At 69.1% G+C, this 26,273-nt stretch carries 21 protein-coding genes; 5 read left to right on the forward strand and 16 right to left on the reverse strand.

Annotation, left to right across the window (positions count from 1 at the left end):
- Positions 1 to 32 precede the first annotated feature (32 nt).
- From AZL_RS23050 to AZL_RS23085, 8 genes are all read right to left on the reverse strand, one after another.
- The gene (locus tag AZL_RS23050; protein WP_012976847.1) at positions 33 to 1,460 is read right to left on the reverse strand and encodes a sodium:solute symporter family protein; all 1,428 of its coding nucleotides are present in this window, start codon (positions 1,458 to 1,460) and stop codon (positions 33 to 35) included.
- 95 nt (positions 1,461 to 1,555) lie between these two features.
- Entirely contained in the window at positions 1,556 to 2,458 is a 903-nt protein-coding gene (locus AZL_RS23055) for a dihydrodipicolinate synthase family protein (RefSeq protein ID WP_012976848.1), read from the reverse strand.
- Between the two features lie 44 nt (positions 2,459 to 2,502).
- Positions 2,503 to 3,639: an iron-containing alcohol dehydrogenase gene (locus tag AZL_RS23060; protein WP_012976849.1), complete on the reverse strand. Its 1,137-nt coding sequence runs from the start codon at positions 3,637 to 3,639 to the stop codon at positions 2,503 to 2,505.
- Positions 3,640 to 3,650: 11 nt separating this feature from the next.
- Entirely contained in the window at positions 3,651 to 4,685 is a 1,035-nt protein-coding gene (gene pdxA / locus AZL_RS23065; protein WP_012976850.1) for a 4-hydroxythreonine-4-phosphate dehydrogenase PdxA, read from the reverse strand.
- The gene (locus AZL_RS23070; RefSeq protein ID WP_012976851.1) at positions 4,682 to 5,872 is read right to left on the reverse strand and encodes a four-carbon acid sugar kinase family protein; all 1,191 of its coding nucleotides are present in this window, start codon (positions 5,870 to 5,872) and stop codon (positions 4,682 to 4,684) included. Before AZL_RS23070 ends, pdxA begins: the two co-directional genes overlap by 4 nt.
- A 296-nt stretch (positions 5,873 to 6,168) precedes the next feature.
- The gene (locus AZL_RS23075; RefSeq protein WP_012976852.1) at positions 6,169 to 6,960 is read right to left on the reverse strand and encodes a FadR/GntR family transcriptional regulator; all 792 of its coding nucleotides are present in this window, start codon (positions 6,958 to 6,960) and stop codon (positions 6,169 to 6,171) included.
- A 95-nt stretch (positions 6,961 to 7,055) separates the two neighbouring features.
- Positions 7,056 to 8,582, reverse strand: coding sequence for a threonine ammonia-lyase, biosynthetic (gene ilvA / locus AZL_RS23080; protein WP_012976853.1), 1,527 nt, complete (start codon positions 8,580 to 8,582; stop codon positions 7,056 to 7,058).
- Positions 8,583 to 8,633: 51 nt separating this feature from the next.
- A complete protein-coding gene (locus tag AZL_RS23085; protein WP_042445104.1) occupies positions 8,634 to 9,572 on the reverse strand; it encodes a LysR family transcriptional regulator in 939 nt (312 codons plus the stop codon).
- A 119-nt stretch (positions 9,573 to 9,691) separates the two neighbouring features.
- On the opposite strand from AZL_RS23085, the gene AZL_RS23090 reads away from it, so the two are divergent.
- The 5 genes from AZL_RS23090 to AZL_RS23110 all read left to right on the forward strand — a co-directional run bounded on the left by AZL_RS23090 (position 9,692) and on the right by AZL_RS23110 (position 17,686).
- Entirely contained in the window at positions 9,692 to 10,918 is a 1,227-nt protein-coding gene (locus AZL_RS23090) for an MFS transporter (RefSeq protein WP_012976855.1), read from the forward strand.
- 176 nt (positions 10,919 to 11,094) lie between these two features.
- Complete coding sequence (locus tag AZL_RS23095) at positions 11,095 to 11,835, forward strand: GntR family transcriptional regulator (RefSeq protein ID WP_012976856.1); 741 nt, start codon at positions 11,095 to 11,097, stop codon at positions 11,833 to 11,835.
- 122 nt (positions 11,836 to 11,957) lie between these two features.
- Positions 11,958 to 12,779, forward strand: coding sequence for an amidohydrolase family protein (locus tag AZL_RS23100; RefSeq protein WP_042445107.1), 822 nt, complete (start codon positions 11,958 to 11,960; stop codon positions 12,777 to 12,779).
- Between the two features lie 58 nt (positions 12,780 to 12,837).
- Positions 12,838 to 14,136 (forward strand): SLC13 family permease, encoded by a 1,299-nt coding sequence (locus AZL_RS23105; protein ID WP_012976858.1) that lies wholly within the window; start codon positions 12,838 to 12,840, stop codon positions 14,134 to 14,136.
- A 130-nt stretch (positions 14,137 to 14,266) separates the two neighbouring features.
- Positions 14,267 to 17,686, forward strand: a complete 3,420-nt coding sequence (locus AZL_RS23110) for a type ISP restriction/modification enzyme (RefSeq protein WP_012976859.1) — start codon at positions 14,267 to 14,269, stop codon at positions 17,684 to 17,686.
- 39 nt (positions 17,687 to 17,725) lie between these two features.
- Here AZL_RS23110 and rbsK read toward each other — a convergent pair whose 3' ends face one another.
- The 8 genes from rbsK to AZL_RS23150 form a co-directional block, all read right to left on the reverse strand.
- Positions 17,726 to 18,667: a ribokinase gene (gene rbsK / locus AZL_RS23115; RefSeq protein ID WP_012976860.1), complete on the reverse strand. Its 942-nt coding sequence runs from the start codon at positions 18,665 to 18,667 to the stop codon at positions 17,726 to 17,728.
- The gene (locus tag AZL_RS23120) at positions 18,664 to 19,680 is read right to left on the reverse strand and encodes a LacI family DNA-binding transcriptional regulator (protein ID WP_012976861.1); all 1,017 of its coding nucleotides are present in this window, start codon (positions 19,678 to 19,680) and stop codon (positions 18,664 to 18,666) included. The genes rbsK and AZL_RS23120 overlap by 4 nt, the downstream gene beginning before the upstream one ends.
- An 83-nt stretch (positions 19,681 to 19,763) precedes the next feature.
- A complete protein-coding gene (rbsB, locus tag AZL_RS23125; RefSeq protein ID WP_012976862.1) occupies positions 19,764 to 20,645 on the reverse strand; it encodes a ribose ABC transporter substrate-binding protein RbsB in 882 nt (293 codons plus the stop codon).
- 66 nt (positions 20,646 to 20,711) lie between these two features.
- Positions 20,712 to 21,677, reverse strand: coding sequence for a ribose ABC transporter permease (gene rbsC / locus AZL_RS23130; RefSeq protein ID WP_012976863.1), 966 nt, complete (start codon positions 21,675 to 21,677; stop codon positions 20,712 to 20,714).
- Positions 21,674 to 23,170, reverse strand: a complete 1,497-nt coding sequence (locus AZL_RS23135) for a sugar ABC transporter ATP-binding protein (RefSeq protein ID WP_012976864.1) — start codon at positions 23,168 to 23,170, stop codon at positions 21,674 to 21,676. Before AZL_RS23135 ends, rbsC begins: the two co-directional genes overlap by 4 nt.
- Before the next feature lie 14 nt (positions 23,171 to 23,184).
- Entirely contained in the window at positions 23,185 to 23,604 is a 420-nt protein-coding gene (gene rbsD / locus AZL_RS23140) for a D-ribose pyranase (protein WP_012976865.1), read from the reverse strand.
- Positions 23,605 to 23,771: 167 nt separating this feature from the next.
- The gene (speB, locus tag AZL_RS23145; protein WP_012976866.1) at positions 23,772 to 24,827 is read right to left on the reverse strand and encodes an agmatinase; all 1,056 of its coding nucleotides are present in this window, start codon (positions 24,825 to 24,827) and stop codon (positions 23,772 to 23,774) included.
- Positions 24,828 to 24,874: 47 nt separating this feature from the next.
- A complete protein-coding gene (locus tag AZL_RS23150) occupies positions 24,875 to 26,251 on the reverse strand; it encodes a flavin monoamine oxidase family protein (protein WP_012976867.1) in 1,377 nt (458 codons plus the stop codon).
- Between the last annotated feature and the right edge of the window lie 22 nt (positions 26,252 to 26,273).

The raw sequence follows: 26,273 nt of genomic DNA on the forward strand, positions 1-26,273 counted from the left end.
TCACATGGAAACGGAGGAGAAGGGGAGGAGGGTCACCGGGCTTCGGCCCGTGGCGGGGCCTGCGGCGCGGCGGCGACCATCGCCGGGGCGCTGCGGCCGCGGATCAGGCGTTCGACCGCCATCACCAGCAGCGGCGTCAGCAGGGCGACATACATGTTGTCGATGCCATAGGGGTTGCCCAGGACATACCAGACGGTGGTGCTGACGGTGGCGCCGAGCAGGCCGAGCGTGGCACCCAGGTTGCTGGCGAAGAAGGGCAGGAAGAAGCCGATGATGGCGACCACCGTGATCGACAGGCGCAGCGCCCGGGTGAAGAAGGACAGCTTCAGGATTTCCGGGACGAAGAAGACGAAGATCAGCGGCAGGAAACCGATGATCAGCGACAGGATGCGGGTGGTGCGGAATTCCTGCTCCGGCGTCGGCTTCTTCCAGGGGACGTAGAAGTCGCGGACCATCAGCGAGGCGATGGCGAGCGCCACCGTGCTGACGCTGACGAAGACCGAGGCGACGAGCGAGGTGGTGACGACGGCGGCCATCAGCGGATGCATGGCGTCCAGGAACACCGGCAGCGCATAGAGGCTCTTCATGTCGGGGTAGAGGTAATGGGCGGTGACGCCGATCAGCGCCAGCATGATGCCCAGCGGCAGGCAGAAGATCGAGGCGTAGATGGCGGAGCGCTGGGCCTCGCCGGCGCTGCGGTTGGACGAGATCGCCTGGATGACGAACTGGGTGGAGAAGATGGCGCCGACGGTGCCGATGACCCAGGCGAAGACGGTCGGCATGCCGATCTTGCCCTCGATGGTGAAGTAATGGGCCGGCAGCTTCTCGACCATCGGAGTGATGCCGCCGCTCAGCGACAGCGCGGTGCCCAGCAGCAGGGCGATGCCGATCAGCTTGAGGGCGCTGTGCAGGATGGTGACGTAGGCGATGCCCTTCAGGCCGCCGAACACGTAATAAAAGGTGCTGACCACCGCGATGATGACCATCGCCCAGGTCAGGTCCAGGTTCATGACGGTGGACAGGGCCGCGGCACCGCTGATGTAGTTGCCGACATTCACCAGCAGCAGCGCATACATCATGATGATCGACACCGTCCGCATGGTGGAGGTGCCGTAATATTTCGCGATGGCGGCGGAGATGGTGTATTCGCCCGAGCCGTAGATGCGCTTGGCGAAGAACAGCCCGAACAGCAGGAAGCCGATCGAGGCCCCCAGCACCGACCAGGCCGACGCCATGCCGGAGGTGAAGGCCTCCTGCGCGGTGCCGACGGTGGATTTGGCGCCGATGAATTCGGACATCAGCAGGACGCCGACGACCGCCGCCGGCATCGACCGCGCGGCATTCATGAACTCGCCGTTGTTGCGGCTGCGCAGCCGCACCGTCAGCCAGGAGGTGAAGAGGATATAGAGGACGACGATCCCCAGGATGAGCGCGCTTTCCCCACTGGTGAAGTGATTCATGGACGGGTCTCCCTAACGGGCGGATGGATCCGCCTTCGGTTGTTCGGGTGAAGGGCGCCGGCCCCTGATGCCGGCGCATGCGATGAGGAACAGCCTCACACCGCTTCGGCGTAGCGGGCCGCGAGTTCCTTGATCCGGTTGTCAGCCTCGTTGGCGATCAGCACCGGGGCGCGGCTGAGGCCGACCTCCGGCATGGCGCGGTAGAGCGCGCGCTTGACCATCGCCGGCGGGAAGCCCAGCGCGTACAGCTCCTTGCGGAGCGTGCTGAAATGGGTCTGATGCGCCTCGGCCGCGGCGGCGTCGCCGGCCACGAAGGCGGCGTGGATGCCGTTGAGCGTCACCGGCGCGATGTTGCCGAGACCGGAGATGCAGCCGGCGGCACCATTGCGCAGGCCATGCAGAACCAGCGAGTCCGGCCCGACCAGCACGTCGAAATCACCGCGCTCGCGGGCGATGGCGAGGAAGCCGTCCAGGCTCTCCTGCGAACCGGCGCTGTCCTTGATGCCGATGATGTTCGGATGGTCGGCCAGGACGCGCGCGGTCTCCGGCTCCAGCGTGTTCCCGGTGCGGGCGGGGATGTTGTAGAGATAGAGCGGCACGGTCAGCGCGTCGGCGACGCGCAGGTAATGCGCGATCAGCTCGGCCTGCGAACAGGCGATGAAGGAGGGGGTGATGGCGGAGACCGCCTTGACGCCGAGAGCCTGGATCGCCCGGCCCAGCGCGATGGTCTGATGGGTGGAGATCTCGCCGATATGGGCCAGCACCGGCACCTGTCCGGCGGCGGCCTCGACACAGATCTCCGCCACCGCCAGCTTCTCGTCGAAGGACAGGGCATAGAACTCGCCGTTGGTGCCGGCGCAGAACACGCCGTTGCCGGCGGACGCCTGCCGTTTCACCTGCCGTCGCAGCGCTGCGATTTCGACGCGCTCATCGCCGTCGAAGGGGGTGACGATGGCGACGAAGGGACCGCCGATCTTGCTACCGCTGGTCTTGCTCATGGGATTGACCTTTTAACGAACGGGATGGGGATCGCGCCGCGCCGTCAGGCGGCGGCGCGGTACATGTTCAGGATGTCTTCGCGGCCAAGCTCGCGCGGGTTGTTGTCGAGCAGGCGGCGGATGGCGTGCGCCTCCTCGGCCATCCGGGGCAGATCGGCTTCCGGCACGCCGAACTCCGACAAGCGCATCTTGCAGCCGAGCGCCACGCACCAGTCATAGGCCGCCTTGAACACCAGGGCCGGATCGGTCGCGGGCTTCATCCCCAGCGCGTCGAGCACGGCGAGCGTCTTGGCCGGGACGGCCGGCGCGTTGAAGGCCAGCACATGCGGGAAGATCAGCGCGTTGGCGGCGCCATGCGGGATATGGTGGCGGGTGCCCAGCGGATAGGCGACGGCATGGCCGGCGGCGGTGTTGACCGGACCCAGGCAGATGCCGCCATAGAAGGAGGCCAGCGACAGTCCGGCCCGCGCCTCGCGGTCGTTGCCGTCGGCGATGGCGCGCGGCAGGAAGCGGCCGACCAGCCGGATGCCTTCCAGCGCATAGAGGTCGATCAGCGGATGGGCCTTGCGGTTGGTGTAGGCCTCGACGCAATGGGCCAGGGCGTCGACGCCGGTGGCGGCGGTGACGGCGGCCGGCACGCTCAGCGTCAGGTCGGGATCGACCACCGCGACGTCGGCCAGCGTGTGGACGCTCTGCACCGCCAGCTTGCTCATGGTCGCCGGGTCGGTGACGAGCGCGCGGGTGCCGACCTCGCTGCCGGTGCCGGCGGTGGTCGGCACCTGGATCAGGGCGGCGCGCTTGCCCGCCACCTTCTCCGGCCCGACCACGTCGCGGATGGTCTGGCCGCTGCCGGGCAGAACGGCGGCCAGCTTGGCCAGATCCATGGCGCTGCCGCCGCCGAAGCCGATCACCACCTGGGGCTCGACCCGATCGGCGACGGTGAGCAGCGCCTCCAGGTTAGGAATGTCGGGTTCCGGCTTGATGTCGGCGAAGACGGTGACGGCGCCTTCCAGCCCCAGCAAATCCACGCGGGCGGCGTTGAAGGCGTCGGCGACCACCAGGATGCGGGTCAGGCCGCGCTCGCGCACCCAGCGGCCGGTCTCCGCCGCCGTGCCGGCGCCGAAGACGACGCGGGCCGGACGGAGCAGCTCGATGGGGGTGGTCAGGTCGATGATGCTCATTCTCGGTGTCCTCAGGCGGCGGCGCGCACGCGGGCGGCGGCCAGCTTCTCGGCGTAGTCGATGGCCTCGATCAGGCTCAGCTCGTTGGCGATGCCCTTGCCGGCGATGTCGAAGGCGGTGCCATGGTCGACCGAGGTGCGGATGATCGGCAGGCCGAGCGTGATGTTGACGCCGCTCAGCGCGTCCCAGGTCCCGGTCTCGGGATTGACGTTGAAGCCCAGCAACTTGACCGGGATGTGCCCCTGGTCATGGTACATGGCGACCACCGCGTCATACTGGCCGGCGCGCAGCTTGACGAAGATGGTGTCGCCCGGCACCGGCCCGACCACGTCCAGCCCGTCGGCGACGCACTGGCTGATGACAGGCTCGGTCACCTCGATGTCCTGGCGGCCGAACAGCCCGCCTTCGCCGGCATGGGGGTTGAGGGCGGCGATGGCGATGCGGCGGCGCGGCAGGCCGAGCCCGGCGAGCGTCTCCTCCGTGCGGTCGATGACGTAGCGCAGGCGTTCCGCCGTCAGCTTCTTCGGCACATCCTCCAGCGCGATGTGGGTGGTGACGTGGCTGACCCGCATGTTGCCGTGCGCCAGCATCATCACCGAGCCGCGCGCCCCGGTCAGCTCGGCCAGAAGGTCGGTGTGCCCGGCATAGTGATAGCCGGCCTTGTTCATCGCCTCCTTGTTCAACGGCGCGGTGACGATGCCGTGGATGCGGCCGGCCTCGGCCAGCCGCACCGCGCGCTCCACCGCCAGATAGGCGAAGCGGCCGCCGTCGACCGACAGCACGCCGGGGCGGATCGGCTCGCCCTCCGGCCCGGCCTGGAGGCAGGCCAGCGCCGGCCATTCGCCGTCGATGTCGTTCACCTCCGGGAAGTCGAGGTCGCTGCTCAGGGCATCGCGCGCCGCGTGGAGGGCGGGGTTGCTGCCGATGACCAGCAGGCGCAGCGACCCATCGGCCAGCCGGTCCTTCAGACGCGCGCAGGCCTTCACGATGATCTCCGGGCCGACGCCGGCCGGATCGCCCATGGTGATGGCCAGATGCGGTGTCATGCTTGTTCTCCCTGATGATGCGGTGCGCCCAGCGCGAGCAGCCGGCGCAGCAGCGCCGGGTCGCCGAAGGCACCCGATTTTGAAACGACGCGGACCCCGTCGAAGCGGCCGCCGCGCAGGATGGAGCAGGGGACCCCCGGCCAAATATGGCCGTCGAGGTCCAGCCGGTCGGCTTCCAGCGCCAGGCACAGGCCGCGCAGGGTCTCGCCACCCGCCACCAGCAGCGTGCCGGGCGGGTCGATCCGGCGGACCAGCCGGGCGAATTCCCATTCGATCCGGTGCGCCGCATCGGCGCGCGCCACCCCCTCGGGCAGCGCGAGGACGGCAAGCGCGGTCCCGACATGGTCCAGCTGCTGCCCCAGCACCGTGGCGGCGGTGGGGCCGCCGTCCGGCAGGGTCAGCAACTGGTCGGAACAGGCGTCGAGTTGGGCCAGCATCGCCGGATGGTTGGTGCCGAACAGCCCGAGCAACGGGCGCGGCAGCCGGCGCTGGTCGGTGACCTCGGCCGGCGCGCCGATCTGCCGGGCAAGGGCGCCGGCAAGCCCGCTGCTGCCGCACCACAGCACGCGCCCCTTCAGCGCGAGGCCGACGGCGGCGATGGCGTCGAGATCGGCGTCGGTCTCCGCGTCCCACAGGCTGATGCCAGCCGGCACGGTGCCGCCCGGGGAACGGAGCCGGAGGGTCAGGCCCTCGCGCTCCAGATCGGCGCGCAGATCGCTGGCGGCGGGGGTCCAGCCGCGCCCGTCACGTCCGCGGGCGAGCTGGACACCGTCGCGGGTGATGCGGCCCTGATAGGGGAAGGCGGGGGCGATGATGACATGATCGGGAGCCGTGGCGGCGATCCAGGCGGCGATCTCCGCCCCGGCATGGCCGCGCAGCAGGCTGTCGAGCTTGGCGTAGTGGAGGCTGCCGGGCGTGCGCGGCAGTCCGGCGGCAAGGGCGGCGACCCGGCGGCGCGCCTCGTCCCGCGTCGCTTCGCGCGTGCCGCTGTCGATGGCGGCACCGGTCGGGGCATCGGCATGGGACAGGGTCCGCCAGAAAACGGGAATCGGACCGGTGGCGATGGCGAACTGGGCGGCTGTGTCGAGCGCGCCGGTCAGATCATCGGCGATCAGGCACGGGCGCAGGGCGGCCGGCGATCGGGCCGGCATGTCGAGGCCGTCCGGCAGTCCGGCAGGTGCAACCATGCTGTCCATCGGTGGTCCCCATCATTCTGAGCGGCGGCGGCCGGAAAAGCGGCGAACCGCAACCGGGCGCTCATGCCGCCCTTGACGATGCCCCACTCCATCACAGCGCTGCGGAGATGTCAATATGTTGTAATCTTGTTGGGCGGAAAATGCGCAAATGTCGCAGTAATTTTACATTACATGTTTACATGTATGGACGGCTGCAAAACCGCGCCAGCCGGCGCTCCCCGTAAAGCAGCCGGGCCGGTGCGGGTTCGTCATGCCTACAGGCTGAGACTTGCGGCAGGTGCAGGGGCTTACAGCGACAGATCCAGGGTGCGGCCTTCGAACACGCGGTCGCGCGACCCTTCGAGATGGCGGCGCATGCGCTGGCGCGCGGTTTCGCCGTCACGGGCGCGGATGGCTTCGAAGATGCCGCGATGCTCGTCATAGACGCCGGACAGGCCGGAGCTCGGCCCCATCAGCGACACGCCATGGAACTTCATGCCGACGGCGATGTGATCCTTCAGCGCCTGCATCGACGACATGTAATAATGATTGTTCGTCGCTTCGGCGATGGCGGTATGGAAGGCATAGTCGGCATCCTCGCGGTGCCGGTGCGCGCGGGTCGCGTCATCCATCAGGGTGAGCGCCGTCGCGATGCTGTCGAGCGCGGCATCGTTCCAGCGCAAGGCGGCATGGTAGGCGTGATCCGGTTCGATGGTCAGCCGGAACTCGTAGCAGCGCTGGATGTCGGCGATGGTCTCCACCGGGGCGTAGCCCAGCATCGGCGGGCTTTCCTCCGCCGCCGCGCGGACGAAGCTGCCGGCCCCCTGGCGGGAATAGATCAGCCCATCCTCGCGCAGCCGCTTCAGCGCATCCCGGACCACCGGACGGGACACCTGGAAGCGGCCGGCAAGCTCGTTCTCGCCCGGTAGACGTTCGTCGGGCTGGAATTCGCCGGTGCTGATCTGGGCCAGCAGCAGCTGATAGACCCGGGTGACCAGCGGGGTCTGCCGGGTCCGGAGATGCGACGTTCCGTCGGAGTTTCCTTCCGGCGCCGAAGAGGCCGCCACACGGGCCGCCGCGCCGTTGTCACCCGATCGCATCCTGCCGCTCCCATCCATTGACCGTCGCCTCCGCGCTGTCAGGTATTTGTAAACATGTAAGCGCCGAGTTGCCAGCTTTTCAATGTCGCACGCCGTCAACGCGGCTGCGGTTCAGCCAGGAACAGCCGGTAGGCGGGATTATCGCTCTCGTCCCAGCAGGGATAGCCGAGGTCGTCGAGGCAGCGCCGGAAGCGGGCGCGGTCCTTCTCCGGCACCTGGATGCCGGCCAGCACGCGGCCGTAGTCGGCGCCATGGTTGCGGTAATGGAACAGCGAGATGTTCCAGTCCTGGGCCAGCCCGTTCAGGAACTTCAGCAGGGCGCCCGGCCGTTCGGGGAACTGGAAGCGGTAGAGCCGCTCGTCCTTCAGGCCGCGGACCCGGCCGCCGACCATGTAGCGCACATGGAGCTTGGCCATCTCGTTGTCGCTCATGTCGAGCACCGGACAGTTCAGACCTTGCAGCAGCTCGATGATCTGGCGCTTTTCGGCGTCGCCCTCGGTCAACTGCACGCCGACGAAGATCTGCGCCTCGCGCTCGTCGGCGTAGCGGTAATTGAATTCGGTGATCGACCGCTTGCCGAGCGCCTGGATGAACTGGCGGTAGGCGCCGGGCCGTTCCGGGATGGTGACGGCGAGCAGCGCCTCGCGCCGTTCGCCGATCTCCGCCCGTTCGGCGATGTGACGCAGCCGGTCGAAATTCATGTTGGCGCCGCTGCCGATGGCGACCAGCCCCTTGCCCTGCAACCGCTCGCGCCCGGCGTATTTCTTCAGCCCGGCCAGACCGACCGCGCCCGACGGTTCGGTGATGGCGCGGGTGTCCTCGAAGATGTCCTTGACGGCGGCGCAGATCTCGTCGGTGTTGACGGTGATGACCTCGTCCAGCAGCTCGCGGCACAGCCGGAAAGTCTCGGTTCCGACCTGACGGACGGCGACGCCATCGGCGAACAGCCCGACCTGATCGAGCTGGACGCGGTCCCCGGCGGCGATGGCCTTGGCCATGCTGGCGGCATCGTCCGGCTCGACCCCGATCACCTTGACGTCGGGGCGCAGGAACTTGACATAGGCGGCGATGCCGGCGGCCAGCCCGCCGCCGCCGATCTGCACGAAGATGGCGTCGAGCGGCTGCGGATGCTGGCGCAGGATCTCCATGCCGACGGTGCCCTGGCCGGCGATCACGTCGGGATCGTCATAGGGATGGATGAAGGTCAGCCCCTTCTCCGCCTCGATCTGGCGGGCATGGAGATAGGCGTCGTCGAACAGGTCGCCATGCAGCACGACCCGGCCGCCGCGGCTCTTGACCGCCTGGACCTTGATGGCCGGCGTGGTGCGCGGCATCACGATCACCGCCTTGATACCCAGCTTCTGCGCCGCCAGCGCCACGCCCTGGGCATGGTTGCCGGCCGAGGCGCAGACCACCCCGCGCTCCCGCTGCTCCGGGGCCAGGCCGACCATCTTGTTGTAGGCGCCGCGCAGCTTGAAGGAGAAGACGGGCTGGAGATCCTCGCGTTTCAGCAGGGCCTTGTTGTTCAGGCGCTGGGACAGCCGCGGCATCGGATCGAGCGGACTCTCGATCGCGACGTCATAGACACGCGCGGTGAGGATCTTGCGGACATACTCGTGCATCGACTTCGGGCCTTCTGCGACAGGGGGCGGCAGCATATCAGAGCCGGCGGTTTATGACTCCTGAACCGCGCGGAAGGCGAGAGGAACCGCGACGCGCATCACCTCGATGAAGCGGCGCAGGCGGGCGGGCTGGTGGCGGGCCGGCGGATAGACCAGATGGACCGGCAGGGCGGCGGCCCGCCAGTCCGGCGCCAGATGGACGAGACGCCCCGCCGCCAGATCCTCCACCAGCGCCCATTGCGAACCGATGGCGGCCCCCAGCCCGAGCAGCGCCGCGTTGCGGATCGCCTGCAACCCGTCGGTGGACAGGCGCGGCCGGATCGCGAAGCTGGCGGTCTCACCGGTCGTGGCATGGGTCAGCATCACCTCGTCGCGGTAGAAGGTGCGCAACGCCAGCCAGGGCAGCTCCGCCAGCTCATCGGGGTGCCGGGGCGGTGGCCGTCCATCGAGCATGAGGGGAGAGGCGACGGCGATTCGCGGCACCTCCGCCACCCGCAAGGCGACGACCGAGGGATCGGCGACCTCGCCGACACGGATGGCGCAGTCGATGCCCTCGGCGATGAAGTCCGGCATGCGGTCGTGCAGAAGCCATTCCACCGTCATGCCCGGATAGCGGCGCAGATAATCGACCACTGGTCCGATCAACTGCTGCTGTCCGAAGGCGTGCGGCGCCACCACCCGCAGATGACCGGACGGCTGGTCGTCGGCCCCGCGGACGTCGCTTTCCAGGATTTGCCAGCCGGCGAGCAGATCCTTGGCCCGCTCGTAACAGCGGGTCCCGTCCTCCGTCAGGCTCATCCGGTGGGTGGAGCGCTGGAGCAACCGCACGCCCAGCATCCGCTCCAGCAATTGCAAGCGGCGGCTGACCGTCGGCTGGGTGCTGCCCAGCAACGCCGCCGCCGCCGACAGGCTGCCGGACTCGACGATGCGGACGAAGGTCTCCAGCAGGGCGATGCGGTCGCTGCCGGCGGCTGTCAGGTCAAGTTTCATACGCTCAGCGTATAACAAATCTACCGCCGTTCCGGCTACCGTCTCGTGAGGCACGCCGCCATACTCGCGCTCAACAACGTCATGGATGTCCCTGCGGGGACTGAACAGAGGGTCGGACGATGTCATCCATTCAAGAAGCGCATGAAGGTCCGGTGGTCCTGGCGCCCGCCCGCGAGAGCGGGATAAGCCGGCCTTTGGTCTTCCTGCTGGCCACCGGCGCCGGTCTGGCGGCGGCGGCGCTCTATTACAGCCAGCCGATGCTGGGGGTGCTCGGCGCCGAGATCGGTGCCGCGGACCGGACCGTCGGCTGGGTGCCGACGCTGACGCAGCTGGGATACGCCTTCGGGCTGCTTCTGCTGGCGCCGCTGGGCGACCGCTTCGACCGCCGCCGCATCATCCTGGCGAAGGTGGCTGTGCTGGCCGCCGCCCTGCTGGGGGCGGGCATCGCCCCCTCCATCGGCGGGCTGCTGGCGGCCAGTCTGGTGATCGGCCTGTCGGCGACGCTGGCCCAGGACATCGTTCCCGCCGCCGCGACGCTGGCTCCGGCGGAGCATCGCGGCCGGGTGGTCGGCACGGTGATGACCGGCCTGCTGCTGGGAATCCTGCTGTCGCGGGTGGTCAGCGGCGCCATCGCCGAGCAGTTCGGCTGGCGGGCGGTCTTCATCGCCGCCGCCGGCAGCATCGCCCTGCTGGGGGCGGCGCTGTGGCGCGGGCTGCCGCGCTTCGCGCCGACGACCGACCTCGGCTATGGCCAATTGCTGGGATCGCTGGTCACCCTGTTCGCCCGTCATCCGGGTCTGCGCCGGGCGGCGGTGGCGCAGGGACTGCTGTCGCTGGGCTTCAGCGCCTTCTGGTCGACGCTGGCGGTGATGCTGCACGCCAACTTCCAACTGGGTGCCGCGGCGGCGGGCGCCTTCGGGCTGGCCGGTGCCGCCGGTGCGCTGGCGGCACCTCTGGCCGGGGGCATCGCCGACCGCCATGGGCCGGCGCTGGTGACCCGGCTGGGCGCCGGTCTGGCCGCGCTGTCCTTCGCCGCCATGGCCCTGTCGCCGCTGTTGCCCGAGGGTGGCCGCCTGTGGCTGCTGGTGGCGAGCGCCATCGGCTTCGACCTCGGCGTCCAGGCCTCGCTGATCGCCCATCAGACCATCATCTACGCCATCGATCCGCCCGCCCGCAGCCGCCTGAACGCGGTGCTGATGGTCGGCATGTTCATCGGCATGTCGGCCGGCGCGACGCTGGGCAGCCAGGCCCTGGCCGCCTGGGGCTGGAACGGCGTGGTCGCCGTCGCCACCGCCGCCTCGGCCGCCGCCCTGCTCCTGCGGCTCCGCACCCGGATCGACCGTTAAGCGCCGTTCCGTCCTTCACCCGAAAGCCCCCGGCCTTATGCGACATCGCATAGGGTCGGGGGCTTTCGTCTTGTCCGGCATCCTGAACATCCCGGCATTGGAGCAATCATATAGTTCTATATAGAACTTGTTGACCGCGGCACCGATATGCGACAGGATGGCTGTGGGAGGAAACGATGCCACAGCGTGATTCTGCCTCTGCCCAACCGTCCGACCGGCGGTTGCCGGCCTATCTGCAACTGCGCGATGCGCTGGCCGCCCGCGTGGCGCATGGCGAATGGGGGCCCGACTCCGCGCTGCCGTCGGAAAACCAGTTGACGGCCGAAACCGGCCTGTCGGTCGGCACCGTCCGCAAGGCGATCCAGACCCTGGTCGACGAGGGGCTGCTCGAACGGCGCCAGGGATCGGGAACCTATTTGCGCAAGCGGGCCTTCAACGCCTCGCTGTTCCGTTTCTTCGCGGTCCAGTCCGCCGACGGCGCGGCGACGATCCCGCCCAGCCGCATCATCGCCCGCGCCATGGCGGCGGCACCGCCGGCCGTCGCCGTCATTCTCGGCACGGCCGATTGCATCCGTCTCGACCGTCTGCGCGGCCAGTCCGGCGCCCTGCTGCTGTCGGAGGAGATCTGGCTGCCGCGCGCCCGGTTCGAGGGCATCGACGGGCTGGACGATTCCCAGTTCGGCCCGCTGCTCTATCCGCTCTATTTCGAACGCTTCGGCGTCTTCATCGCCAGCGCCGTCGATGACGTGAGCTTCGCCCCGGCCTCCCCGGACATCGCGGCACGGCTTGGACTGGCGGCGGGGGCGCCGACCGCCGTGATCGAGCGCACCGCCTATACCGTGGACGGCGGCGCGGTCGAATGGCGCATCGCCCAAGGCCCGGCCGACCGTTTCCGTTACCGCAGCCGCCTGGGCTGACCCGCGGCGCCGGAGCGGTTCTCCCGGCGTCCTCCTTCCTCCTGTCCTGTCTTCTCCCGCCCCGTGACCGCAAGGCTGCGGAGGCCGCTCCCTCCTTGCCTGCCGTCTGCATGGACCGACGAATGACCGCACAGACCCCCATCCGGGGCATCGACACGCATGCCCACATCTTCCGCCCGGATCTGCCGATGGCCGCCGGCCGGCGCTACAGCCCGGCCTACGCGGCGGAGCTGTCCAACTGGTTCGCCTTGCAGGACGGCGCCGGCATCAGCCACGGCGTGCTGATCCAGCCCAGCTTCCTCGGCACCGACAACGGCTTCATCGAGGCGGCGCTCGGCGCCTTTCCCGAGCGGCTGCGCGCGATCGCCGTCGTCGATCCCGCCGTCGCGGAGGCGGAGCTGGACCGGCTCGGCGCCCTCGGTTTCGTCGGGGTCCGGCTGAATCTCGTCGGCCGCGCGCTGGAGGATTACACGGCGCCCCCTTGGCGGGACTTCCTCCGCCGCCTCGCCGCCCGCCGCTGGCAGGTCGAGATCCAGCGCCGCTTCGACGATCTCGCCGCCTTCGTCCCCGCCATCGCCGCTTCCGGCGTGACCGTGGTGATCGATCATTTCGGCCTGCCCCAGGGCGGCATCGATCCGGCCAACCCCGGCCATGCCGCCTTCCTCGACGTGCTGCGGCGGACGCCGGCCGTCTGGGTCAAGCTGTCCGCCCCCTATCGCGCCGGCCTGACGCCGGACCTGGCGGCCCGCAGCCTCGATCTGCTGCGCGAGGCCTGCGGCGGCTCCCATCGCTTCGTCTGGGGCAGCGACTGGCCCCATACCCAGCACGAGGCGGAGACCGGCTATGACGCCCAGATGGCCCGGCTCCAGGCGCTGATCCCCGACCGGGCGGAGCGGACCCGGATCCTGACCGGGAATCCGGCGGCGCTTTTCCAATTTTCCTGAATTTCCAATCGGGCCCGATCCTTCAACGGGCCCGAAAATCCACCAAGGGAGCCCCCCCGTGAGCCTTGTCGTCGTGTTGGCGATCGCCCTGGCCGTCTATCTCGGCTATGTGACCAAGATCAACATCGGCCTGTTCGCCATCGCCTTCGCCTATCTTATCGGCTGTTTCGGGCTGGGGATGAAGCCGGGCGCCGTGGTCGATCTGTGGCCCCTGAAGATCTTCTTCGTCATCTTCTCGGTCTGCCTGTTCTACAGCTTCGCCCTTGTCAACGGCACGCTGGAGAAGCTGGCCGAGCACATGCTCTACCGCTGCCGCGGCATCCCCTGGGTGCTGCCCTATGCCATCCTGGTCACGGCGACGCTGATCGCCGCGATGGGGGCCGGCTATTACACCGTCCTGGCCTTCATGGCGCCGCTCACGCTGATCCTGTGCCGGCGGACCGGGCTGGACATGGTGCTGGGGGCGATGGGCGCCAATTACGGCGCGCTGGCCGGCGCGAATTTTATGTCGAGCCAGAGCGGCATCATCTTCCGTGGGCTGATGACGGCGAACGGCACCAGTGAGGCCGACGCCTTCCTCTACAGCGCGGTCATCTTCGCCGCGACGCTGATCATCCCGTTCCTCGTCATCACCGTGATGCTCTTCCTGTTCGGCGATCACCGTTCCCTGAACACGGCGATGGCCGACAGCGCGCGGCCGGAGCCGCTCGACGGCCGGCAGCGCAAGACGCTGGCGCTCACGCTGGCGATGATGGCGCTGGTGCTGCTCGGCCCGGTGCTGCAACTGGCGCTGCCGGCGAACGCCACCATCGCCGCCCTGAATTCCAAGATCGACATCGGGCTGATCGCCGGGACCTTTTCCGTCATCGCCCTGCTGCTGAAGCTCGGCGACGAGCGCAAGGCCATCGCCTCGGTGCCGTGGTCGACGCTGATCATGATCTGCGGCATGGGCATGCTGATCTCGGTGGCGATCAAGGCGGGGACCATCGCGGTGCTGGCGGCGTGGCTCGGCGGCAGCATCCCGGCCTGGCTGCTGCCCGTGGTGTTCGGCGTGGTCGCCGCCATCATGTCGCTGTTCTCCAGCACGCTGGGCGTGGTGACGCCGACGCTGTTCCCGCTGGTGCCGGCGCTGGCGGCCAGCCTGTCGGTCAGCCCGGTGCTGCTGTTCACGGCGATCGTCGTCGGCTCGCAGGCGACCTCGATCTCGCCCTTCTCGTCCGGCGGCAGCCTGGTCCTCGGCTCCGCCCCGGACGAGGAGACCCGCGGCGGGCTGTTCACCCGGCTGCTGTTCCGCGCCGCCCCCGTCGGCGTCGTCGCGGCGGTGCTGATGAACATCGTGCTGACCTTCGTGCTTTGAGTGACCGTCCCCGAAGGGCGCGCGGATGCCGCGCCCTTCCCCCGTCTTTCGGCTGGCATTTCCGGCGGCGATCGGAGAGCTTCTTCGCCTCCGGCCGGCGGGGCCGGGGAGCTTGCGCGGGGGGAGTGTCATGGACAGCGCCGTTGAAACCTATCTGCGCCGGATGGCGGAAATCCGCGGAACCGGGGCGGCGGCGGGCGAGACCTCCTATTACGGCGCGCTTGAAACCCTGCTCAACGAGATCGGCAGGACGCTGAAGCCCAGGGTCATGTGCAACGGGCAGATCCGCAACCAGGGCGCCGGGCATCCCGATTTCGGCCTGTACACGCAGGACCAGTGCGCCAAGGGCGAACCGAAGAAGGGCCAGGGCGAGACGCCGGAACGCGGCGTCATCGAGGTGAAGGCGGCCAGCGACGACAGCTGGCAGACCGCCGACGGCGATCAGGTGTCGAAATACTGGAAGCGCTACGGCCTCGTCCTCGTCACCAACTACCGGCAGTTCATCATCCTGGGCACCGGCGACCGCGGCCAGCCGGCGAAGCTGGAGAGCTTTTCCCTGTTCGACACCGAGGTCGCGTTCTGGGAGGCGACGCGCAAGCCGAGAATGGTCGGCCCGGAGCAACGGACCCGCTTCGTCGAGTTCCTGCGCCGCGCGCTGCTGCTCAAGGCGCCGATCACCACCGCCCGCGATCTGGCGTGGCTGCTGGCGTCCTACGCGCGCGAAGCCCTGGCGCGGGTCGAGGCGGCGGAGCTGCCCGCGCTCGCCATCCTGCAAACGGCGCTCGAACAGGCGTTGGGGATGAGGTTCGAGGGAGCGAAGGGCCATCACTTCTTCCGCTCCACCCTGGTCCAGACCCTGTTCTACGGCGTGTTCTCCGCCTGGGTGATGTGGTCGCGCCAGCAGCCGCCGGGAAGCAAGGCGCTGTTCGACTGGAAGAGTGCCGGCTGGTCGCTGCATGTGCCGATGGTGCGCAACCTGTATGACCAGGTGGCGCAGCCGAGCCGGCTCGGGCCGCTCGGCCTGACCGAGGTGCTGAACTGGACCGGCGACGCGCTGGCCCGCGTCGACCGTCCGGCCTTCTTCTCCGCCTTCGATGCCGGGCAGGCGGTGCAGTATTTCTACGAGCCGTTCCTTGCCGCCTTCGACCCGGAACTGCGCAAGGATCTCGGCGTCTGGTACACGCCGCCGGAGGTCGTCACCTATATGGTCGAGCGGGTCGACCGGGTGCTGCGCGGCGAACTCGGCGTCAAGGCCGGGCTGGCGGATCCCAGGGTCCATGTGCTTGATCCGTGCTGCGGCACCGGGTCCTTCGTGATCGCGGTGCTCGACAAGATCAGGCGCAACCTCGCCGAGGGCGGGGCCGGGGCGCTGACGGCCTTGCGGCTGAAGGAGGCGGCGACCGAGCGGGTGTTCGGATTCGAGATCATGCCGGCGCCCTTCGTCATCGCCCATTGGCAGATCGGCTTCTTCCTGGCGGCGCTCGGCGTGCCGCTGGACGGCGCCACGGGGGAGCGTGCCGCCGTCTATCTCACCAACGCGCTGACCGGCTGGGAACCGCCGGCCGAGCCGAAGACCCGCCTGCTGTTCCCGGAGCTGGAGGCGGAACGCGACGCCGCCGACCATGTGAAGCGGGAGGTGCCGATCCTGGTCATTCTCGGCAACCCGCCCTACAACGCCTTCGCCGGCACCAGCCCGCCGGGCGAGGATGGGCTGGTCGCCCCCTACAAGGAGGGGCTGGCCAAGGTCTGGGGCATCCGCAAATTCAACCTCGACGACCTTTATGTGCGCTTCCTGCGGCTGGCCGAACGCCAGATCGGCGAGCGGGCGGACGAGGGCGTCGTCTGCTACATCACCAACCATTCCTATATCGGCGATCCGTCCTATGTCGTCGCCCGCCAGCGGCTGCTGACCGGTTTCGACCGCATCTGGATCGACGGGCTGAACGGCGACAGCCGGGAAACCGGAAAGCTGACGCCGGACGGCAAGCCCGACCCGTCGGTCTTCTCGACCGAGTTCAACCGCGAGGGCATCCGCGCCGGCACGGCGGTCGGCCTGTTCGTCCGCACCGCCCGGCACGACCCGCCCAAAATCCTCTACCGCGATTTCTGGGGAACGGCGAAGCGGGAGGAATTGGCGGCCAGCCTGGACAGCACGGCCTTCGATGCGGCCTACGGCGTCGCGGTTCCGGAGCCGGGCAACCGCTTCTCGTTCCGTCCGGTCAGCGGCGGCGCCGACAGAGAGAACTGGGCGTCGCTTGTCGAGTTCGGCTCAATCCAGCCTTTGAATGGTCTGATGGAAAAGCGTGGCGGCGCGCTGATCGATATCGATCAGGCGAAGCTGTCCGCGAGGATGAGGGCCTACTTCGACCCCGGCCATGATTTCGACACCCTTCTGTCTGGCGGCCACCCGCTTTGCGTCGACGCGGCGCGGTTCGAGGCCCGAACCGCCAGACCGAAGATCCTGGCCGCCGAGACATACGATCCTGCGAATGTCGTCCGCTATATGATCCGCCCATTTGATGACAGGTTTGCCTATTACTGCAAAACCCGCCCCCTCTGGAACGAGCCAAGGCCGAAGTTATGGGATCAGTTTAATAAGAAGAATGCCTTCATCGTCTCCCGTCCAGCCCGTGTCGCCGAGCCGGAGGGCATTCCCATAGTTTATACGTCTTGCCTCGGCGACAATGACGCGCTGAGGGGGCATGCCTATTACATGCCCATCCATATCGTCTCGAAAAGTGATGGGTTCCTGCCCGAGGAATTGAAGGCGAACCTGTCGGAGAGGATGAAGGACTATCTGGTAAAGATCGGCTTCCCGGCCTCTGAAATCGAGAGCGTGGCTGGCCCGCTTCCGTGGATGCATGCGCTTGCGGTTGTGGCCGCGCCGAAATATCTGGAGGAGAATCAGGGGGAACTGCAAGGAAATTGGCCGCGTGTGCCGCTGCCCTCGACCAGGGCGGGGCTGGAGGCGTCGGCGGCGCTGGGCGCGCGGCTCGCGGCCCTGCTCGACACCGAAACAGCGGTGGACGGCGTGGACGCCTTCCCCCTCGATCCGCTCTATCTCCCCTTCGGCGTGATCAGCCGGGCCGGGGGCGGGGTGCTCAGGGCGGCCGATCTCGCCGTGACCGCCGGCTGGGGGCGCGCGGACACCAACGGCGTCATGCCGGGCCGGGGCAGGTTGACGGCCCGCGCCGCCTATGATCCCGCCACCGAGGCGGCGATCCGCAAGGCGCTGGCGAACGCCGCGTTGCCGGCCACCCTGCTGGACCGGCTCGGCCCGCCGGTCGATGTGCATCTGAACGAGGCGGCCTATTGGGCCGATGTTCCGACCGCCGTCTGGGACTACCGGATCGGCGGCTATCAGGTGATCAAGAAATGGCTGTCCTACCGGGAGCGGTCGGTGCTGGGCCGCGACCTGACCATGGACGAGCTGGAGTATGTCACCGCCATGGTCCGCCGCCTCACCGCCATCATCCTGATGGAGCCGGCCCTCGACGCCAATTACCGCAAGGCCGGCAGCGACGCCTTCGCCTGGACGGCGGCGTCCTGAACGCCGCCGGACCGCTCCGCTGACACCGGCGACCACCGCTTACCCGAGCAGCGCCGTCACCTCCGCCAGCGTCGGCGCCGAATCGGCCGCCCCGGCGCGGGTGGTGGCGAGCGCGCCGCAGGCGGAGGCGAAGCGTACGGCGGCGGCCAGATCGTCGCCGCGCGCCAGGGCGAAGGCCAGACCGCCGTTGAAGCAGTCGCCCGCCGCCACCGTGTCGATCGGGTTCACCGGGAAGGGCGGCAGATAGCCCTGCTGGCCCGGCCCCCGGTAATAGAGGCCCTTGCCCCCCATCTTGACGATGGCGATCGACAGGCCGCACCCGATCAGCCGGTCGGCGGCGGCGGCGGCCTCCTCCGGGCTGGTCGGCCGCAGCCCGACCAGGGATTCGGTCTCGGTCTCGTTGGGGGTCATGGCGTCGACCGCCTGGAAGACCTCCGCCGCCAGCCCGCCGCGCGGCGCCGGGGCGGGGTCGAGGATGACGCGCCCGCCACCGGCCCGCACCGCCGCCGCCGCCGCCAGACCGGCGGCGAGCGGGGTCTCCAGCTGAAGCAGCAGGATGGCGGAGGACGCGAACAGCGGGGCGGCCCGCGCGGCATCCTCGGCGCTCACCGCCATGTTGGCGCCGCCGACGACGGTGATGCAGTTCTCGCCCGAGGCTTCGACGCCGATCACCGCGATGCCGGTGGGATGGTCCGGATCCGCCGACAGATGGCTGGTCCGCACGCCGAAGCCGGCCAGCCGGCCGCGCGCCATCTCGCCGAAGGCGTCGTCGCCGGTGCGGCCGACCATCTCGACCTGACCGCCCAGACGGGCGGCGGCGGCGGCCTGGTTGGCGCCCTTGCCGCCCAGCCCCATGGCGTAGCCGCCGCCATGCACGGTCTCGCCCGGACGGGGCAGCCGGTCGGAATAGGCGCAGACGTCGATGTTGACGCTGCCGAAGACGGTGATGGGGCGGCCGATGAAGGAAGGGGTCTTGGTCATGAAAGCCTCTCGCGGGGCCGCCCGACCGAGGCGCGCAGCACGAGGTCGGGCGGCAGGGACAGCAGGTCCGGCAGGGGCCGGCCGTCTTCCAGATGGTCGATCAGAAGCTCCGCCGCGCGGGCGCCCAGCAGGTCCGCCGACTGGCGGATGGTGGACAGCGGCGGGGTGAGATAGGCGGCCAGTTCGATGTCGTCATAGCCCAGAACCGACAGCCGGCCGGGAACCGGCAGCCCGCGCTCGGCGGCGGCGCGCAGCACGCCGGCCGCCATCAGGTCGTTGAAGGCGAAGACCGCCTCCGGCGCCTGTCCGGCGTCGAGCAGGGCGGCCGCGGCGGCATAGCCGCCGGCGATGGTCAGGTCGGCCTCGCGCAGCAGCGCGGGATCAAGCGTCAGCCCGGCCCGGCCCAACTCCTCGACGAAGCCGGCCAGCCGGGCGCGGGAACGCGGATGGCGCCCCGGCCCGGTGACGCAGGCGATGCGGCGGAATCCGCGCTCCGCCAGCAGCCGGGCGGCCAGCCGCCCGCCCATCACCGAATCGTCGGTCACCGCGCAGGCGCCCGGACGCGGATCGGTGTCGAGCAGCAGCAGCGGCAGGCCGGGCGCGCGGGCCTGGACATCGTCGAGAAAGCCGGGATCGGCGTTGCTGGTCATCACCGCCAACCCGTCGATCCGCCGGTTGTGCAGCGCCTCGAAGGCGCGGAGCTGCCTGCCCGGCACGTCGTCGGTGTTGCACAGGATCAGGCTGTAGCCGCGGTCGGAACTGACCGTCTCCAGCCCATGGATGACATGGGCGAAGAAGGGGTTGGAGCTGGCGGTGACGATCATCCCCAGCGTGCGGGTGCGGTTGCCCTTCAGCGCGCGGGCGATGCCGTTCGGCATGTAGCCCAGCCGGTCGATGACGGCGCGCACCAGCCGTTCGGTTTCCGGCGCCACGAAGCGGGTGGCGTTGATGACGTGGGAGACGGTGCTCATCGACACGCCGGCCTCGCGGGCCACATCCCTGATCGTCACCATGCCGCCGCTCCCGAACCTGTCCCCCAAGCGCGGTCCCCCCGCCGGCACGGCCGTCGCGGCCATGCCGGCGGGGAGGCCGTGCGTTACTTCGCCACCAGCTTCAGCTCGACCGGGGTGAAGGCCGGGACCGTCTCGCCCTTCAGCACCTTGTCGGCGGTCTCGACACCCTTCTCGCCGATCAGACCGGCCTGCTGGGCGACCGAGGCGGTCAGGGTGCCGGCGCTGATGGCGGCGACGCCCTCGTCGGTGCCGTCGAAGCCGACCACCGGGATCTTGCGGCCCGACGCCTGCACCGCCTTGGCCGCGCCCAGCGCCATCTCGTCATTGTGGGCGAACACGACGTCGATCTTCTGCTGGGCCTGGAGGATGTTCTCCATGACGTTCAGCGCCTTGGTGCGGTCGAAGTCGGCCGGCTGGCTCGCCACCACCTTGATGCCGGCGGCCTTGTCGACCACCTCGTGGAAGCCCTTGCCGCGGTCGCGGGCGGCGGACGCGCCCGGCAGGCCCTGCAACTCGACGACGGCGCCCTGGCCCTTCAGCATGTCGACCACCAGCTGCCCGGCCATGCGGCCGCCCGCCACATTGTCGGACGCGATGTGCGACACGACCTCGCCGCCATTGGCCGAACGGTCGAGCGTCACCACCGGGATCTTGGCGCGGTTGGCCGAACGGACCGCCGAGCGCACCGCGTCGGAATCGGTCGGGTTGACCAGCAGCAGCTTGACCTTCTTGTTCACCACATCCTCGACATTGGCCAGCTCCTTGGCCGGGTCGTTCTGGGAATCGAGGACCAGCAGATTGTAGCCGAGCGCCTTGGCCTTGCTCTCCGCCCCGTTCTTCAACGTGACGAAGAAGGGGTTGTTGAGGGTCGAGACGACGAGCGCGATGGTGTCGGCCGCCTGGGCGCTGGCCGAGGCGAACAGGGCGGTGGCGGCAACGGTGGTGGCGGTCAGAAGCTTGCGCATGGCTGGTTTTTCCTTCCTCAACGTTCTTGTTCGTGCAGATGGGGCCGAGCGGGGGAAACGGTCGCCTTACGACGACTTGCGGCTGTCGGCGAGCACCGCGAGCAGGATGACCGCACCCTTCGCGATCATCTGGTAATAGGAGGAGACGTCCATCAGGTTCAGCGCGTTGTTCAGCACCCCGATGATGAGGGCGCCGACCAGCGTGCCGAACAGGGTGCCCTTGCCGCCCGACAGGCTGGTGCCGCCGACCACCACGGCGGCGATGGCGTCCAGCTCGTAACCGGCGCCGGCGGTCGGCTGCGCGCTTTCCAGCCGGGCGGTCAGGATGACGCCGGCCAGCGCGGCCAGCAGGCCCGACAGGGCGTAGATCGTGGTCTTCTCGACATTGACGCGGATGCCCGACAGCCGGGCCACCACCTCGTTGCCGCCGACCGCGTAGGTGTAGCGGCCGAAGCGGGTCCGGGTCAGGACGAGGCCGCAGACGGCGAAGACGACGGCCGCGACCACCACCGGCACCGGAATGCCGAGCAGATAGCCGCCGCCGACGCTCCAGAAGGCGTCGGCCGCGGCACCGGTCCCGGTGGTGATCGGCCGCCCGTCGGTGAACACCAGCGTGGCGCCGCGCAGCATGGTCATGGCGACCAGCGTGGCGACGAAGGGCTGCACGCCGCCGGTGCCGACGACGATGCCGTTCACGGCACCCAGCCCGGCACCCAGCAGCAGGGTGAGCGGAATGGCGAGCCAGATCGACATATCCCCCGCCACCAGCCAGGCGCAGACCGCGCCGCAGAAGGCGAGGACCGAGCCGACCGACAGGTCGATGCCGCCGGACAGGATGACATAGGTCATGCCCACCGCGATCACCGCGTTGATCGAGGTCTGCCGCAGGATGTTCAGCAGATTGTCGATGGTCATGAAGCTGGGGCTGAGAATGGCGACAACCGCCATCAGCACGACCAGACCGACCAGCGGCTTGTTGCGGGACAGGAAGCGTATCAGCATGGTCATCGTCGTCTCTCTTCCTGCCCTCATCCGATGGCGCAGGCCATGATCTTTTCCTGGGTCGCCTCGTCGCGGCCGAAACGGCCGGTGATCCGCCCGCCCGCCATGACGAGGATGCGGTCGGACAGGCCCAGCAGTTCCGGCATGTCCGACGACATCAGCAGGATGCACAGGCCCTGTGCCTTCAGGCCGTTGATCAGCCCGTAGATTTCCCGGCGGGCGCCGACATCGACGCCGCGCGTCGGCTCGTCGAGGATCACGATTTTCGGCGACAGCATCAGCGCCTTGGCCAGCGAGATCTTCTGTTGGTTGCCGCCCGACAGCGTCCGCACCTCCGCCCCGATGCCATGCGCCTTGACCGAGAAGGCGGCCATGAAGCGGTCGATGGCGGAGCGCTCGTCAGACTGGCGGACGACGCCGGCGGGGCCGCAGAGCCGCTTCAAGGCGGCCAGCGACATGTTGGTGCGGATGGAATGGGACTGGATCAGCCCCTCCGCCTTGCGGTCCTCGGGCACATAGGCGATGCCGGCGGCCACCCCGTCGCGGGGATGGCGCAACCGCACCTCGGCGCCATCGACACGGACGCGGCCGGCGCGCAGCCGGCTGGCGCCGAAGATCGCCTTGCCCAGTTCGGTCCGCCCGGCGCCCATCAGCCCGGCGAAGCCCAGGATCTCACCGCCGGCGGCGGTGAAGCCGACGTCGTTCACCCCCTCGGCGCTCACCCCCTCCACCGCCAGCCGTTCCGGCCCGGCGGGGCAGGGCAGATAGGGATACTGGTCGCTGATCGAGCGGCCGACCATGTGGCGGATCAGCGCTGCCTCGTCCAGATCGGCGACGGCGCCGCGATGGACCATGTGGCCGTCGCGCAGCACGGTGACGCTGTCGCACAGCGCGAAGATCTCGCCCAGCCGGTGCGAGATGTAGACGATGCCCTTGCCCTCGGCCTTCAGGCCGCGGATCACCTCGAACAGCACGGCGGTCTCGACGTCGGTCAGGGCGTCGGTCGGCTCGTCCATGATGATGAGTTCGGCGTTCAGCGACAGGGCGCGGGCGATCTCGACCATCTGCTGCTGGCCGACGCTGAGGCTGCCGACCGGACGGTCGGGGTCGATGGTCTGCCGCAGCCGCCGCAACAGCGCCGCCGCCTCGCGCCGCATGCGGGCGCGGTCGATCAGCCCCAGCCGGTTCAGCGGCTCGCGCCCCAGCCAGATGTTGTCGGACACCGACAGGTGGGGCAGCAGGTTCAGTTCCTGGTGGATCATGGCGATGCCGGCGTCGATCGCCTGCCTCGGCGCGGTGAAGCTGACCGCCCGCCCGCGGAACATCATCGCCGACGCCGAATCCGGCGGAATGATGCCGGTGACGATGCGCATCAGCGTCGATTTGCCGGCGCCATTCTCGCCGATCAGGGCCATGACCTCGCCGCCGCGCAGGCGGAAATCCACCCCGTCCAGCACCGTGACGCCGTTGAACCCCTTGCCGACCCCCTGGAGGTCGAGCAGGAACCCGGTGTTGGGATCCATGTCGCCCCCGTGGGTCAGAAGGTTACGCCGGAATAGAGCAGGATGTTGGCGTAGGGGGAGCATTCGCCCGTGCGCACCACGGCGGCCGACGCGACCGTCAGCCGCTTGAACTCCTCATGCGCGACCTCCTCCAGCGCGATGGCGCGGCCCTGGGCCGCCGCCATGCGGTCCAGCCGCTCGGCCAATGCCGCGCGCAGGGAAGGATTCACCGTGGCCATTTCGGAGGCGATCACCGCGCGCTCGACCATCATCTCCCCGGCGACGGCGTCGAGGAGCTGAAGGAAGGAGGGCAGGCCCGGCGTCACCGCCAGATCGATGCGCTGCGGACCGGCGGGGATCGGCAGTCCGGCGTCGGCGATGGTCAACGCCTGCGTATGGCCCAGCGTCGCGATGGCGTGGCTGAGCGGGGCATTGAGAAGGCCGATCCGTTTCATGGCGAGGCAGGCTCCAGCAGGGCGATACGAGCGGGAGCCTAGCGTTATCGAAACGTTTGCGCAAACGTTTGCGGTGCTGCGCCGCACCAATTCGGTGCCGCGTGGCGGCATGACGCGCCGGACCGTCGAGGGAGACGGCCCGGAGCACCTTTACCCATGCTGCGGGATCAGACCGCCCGCCGCTTCCGCAGGGCGCGGGTGGCGAGGCACAGTTCCTCGAACAGGATCTGCGCGCCGATCTGGGCGGTGTTGCTGGTGGGGTCGTATTGCGGCGCCACCTCCACCACGTCGGCACCGATCACGTCGAGGCCGTCCAGGCCGCGCAGGATCGCCAGCGCCTCGCGCGAGGTCAAGCCGCCGGCCTCCGGCGTGCCGGTGCCGGCGGCATAGACCGGGTCGAGGCAATCGACGTCGAACGAGACATAGACCGGGCCGTCGCCCACCACCTCGCGGGCCTTGGCGATGACCGCCTTGACACCCATCTCCTCGACATCCTCGGCATGCAGCACGGTCATTCCGGATTCATAGGAGAATTCCCAGAAGAACTCGGCGCTGCCGCGGATGCCGATCTGGATGGTGCGGTCCGGATCCAGCACGCCGTCGAGCACGGCGGTGCGGAAGGGGCCGCTGTGGTGGAAGCGGGCGCCGTCGCCGACTCCACTGGTGTCGCAATGGGCGTCGAAATGCACCAGACCGACCGGGCGGTCGCTGCCCAGACTCTTCAGGATCGAGCCGGTGATGGAATGGTCGCCACCGACCGACAGCGGGATGACGCCAGCCGCCTTCATCTTGGCATAGAAGGCCTGGATGTCGAAATGGCAGCTGTCATGGCTGAGATAGTTGGCGAAGGGGACGTCGCCGATGTCGGCGATTTCCACCAGGGTCGCCGGCGCCAGTTTCAGCACATGGTCGTAGGGGCCGATGCGGTCGGTGTTGCGCAGCGCCCGTGGTCCGAAGCGGGAGCCGGCCCGGTTGGTCACGCCGAGGTCGAGCGGCACCCCGACCAGGGCGATGTCGATGCCGCCGAAATCCGGCAGGGCGGCGACATCGGTGCGCAGCGGCGCATCCAGCAGGGTTCCGGCGTCGGAATAGGGCTGGCGCGGCGCCTCGGCCCCGCGGAACACCGCCTCCGCCACCGCCCGGAACTGGGGGTCGAAGAAATCGGCCGGAGTGGCGTTGCCGTAACGGTCGCGCAGGCGCGCCAGCTTCGCACTGTCCACCATGTCGTGATCTCCTGTTCGATCTTGTTCTTGCTTGTTTTTCTTTATTCTTACGCCGTCGCCAGGGCGGTCGCGATCTCGGCGGCGACGCGCTCGCCGGATCGGATGGCGCCGTCCATGTAGCCCGACCAGCGGCTGGCGGTCTCGGTGCCGGCCCAATGGATCAGGCCGCAGGGCGCGGTCAGCGCCGGGCCGAGACGGGTCCAGACGCCGGGGATCATGAAGCCGGCATAGCCGCCGCGCGAATATTCCTCCTCCAGCCAGGACTGCTCGATGAACTCGCGCACCTCCAGGGCGCGCGGACCGAACAGCCGCGCCAGCGCGTTCAGCACGGCGGTCCGCCGCTCCTCGGCGCTGTGGCCGGTCCACTCCTTGGCGTCCTCGCCCTCGATGAAGCAGACCATCACGCCCGGCTGGCCGGAGGCCGGCGAGTTGTCGTAGGTCAGGCTGATCGGACCGTCCTGGTTGACCGCCATGCCCGACAGACCGTCCTCGCGCCAGAAGGGCGTGTCGTAGAAGCATTGGATCTTGATGCAGGCGCCCATCGGCATGCGCTGGGTCAGGTGGTCGCGCTGACCGGGCAGGGCGGGGCTGTAGCGCAGGCGGCCGGCGAGCGCCGGGGGCAGGGTGACGACGACGCGGTCGGCGCGCAGGGTGCCGCCGGCATGCTCGATGGTGACGCCACCCTCGTCCTGGGTGATGGAGGTGACCGGACAGTTGAAGCGGATATCGTCGCGCACGCTGTCGGCCAGCCGGTCGGCCAGATGCTGGGCGCCCTTGGTGAAGCGCCGCTCCTGCGCGCCACCGGACATGCTGATCAGGCTGGCCAGCCCGCCGCCGGCCTTGATGTAGAACATCACATGCAGCATCGACAGTTCGCGGGCGTCGGCCGCCAACACCGAATTGGCCAGGAAGCGCATCCAGAAGGCGGCCTCCGGCGTGTTGGCGGTGCGGACGATCCACTGCTCGAAGGTGATGCTGTCCAACTCGTTGGCGTTGGGCGTCTCCCACGGGCGCTCGGCATTGGCGGTATCCGCCAGCGCGTCAAGGGCGCCGAAGATCGCCTCGGCATCGGCGAGACCGGCCGGCTCGTGCGGCGGCATCAGCCCGTCGAAGCGCATCAGCTTGCCGTCATAGAGGCAGAGATTCTCGCCCGCCTCGTAGGAGGGGAAGGTTTCGACCCCCAGTTCCTCGGCAAGCGCGATCACGCGATCCTGGCCCGGACCGATCCACTGGCCGCCGACATCCACCGGCGTGCCGTCCTTCGCCGCCTTGGTGTTGATGCGTCCGCCGACCCGGTCACGGGCTTCGAGGATGGTGACGCGGTGGCCGGCGGCCTTCAGGGCGCGGGCGGCGGTCAGTCCGGCGAAGCCCGCGCCGATGACGGCGACATGGCGGGAAGCGGTGTGGATCGGGGTGTTGCCCATGGTGTCTCCGGGGGTGGGAGGG

The sequence above is a fragment of the Azospirillum sp. B510 genome (genome assembly GCF_000010725.1).
In the GTDB taxonomy this organism is placed as follows: domain Bacteria; phylum Pseudomonadota; class Alphaproteobacteria; order Azospirillales; family Azospirillaceae; genus Azospirillum; species Azospirillum lipoferum_B.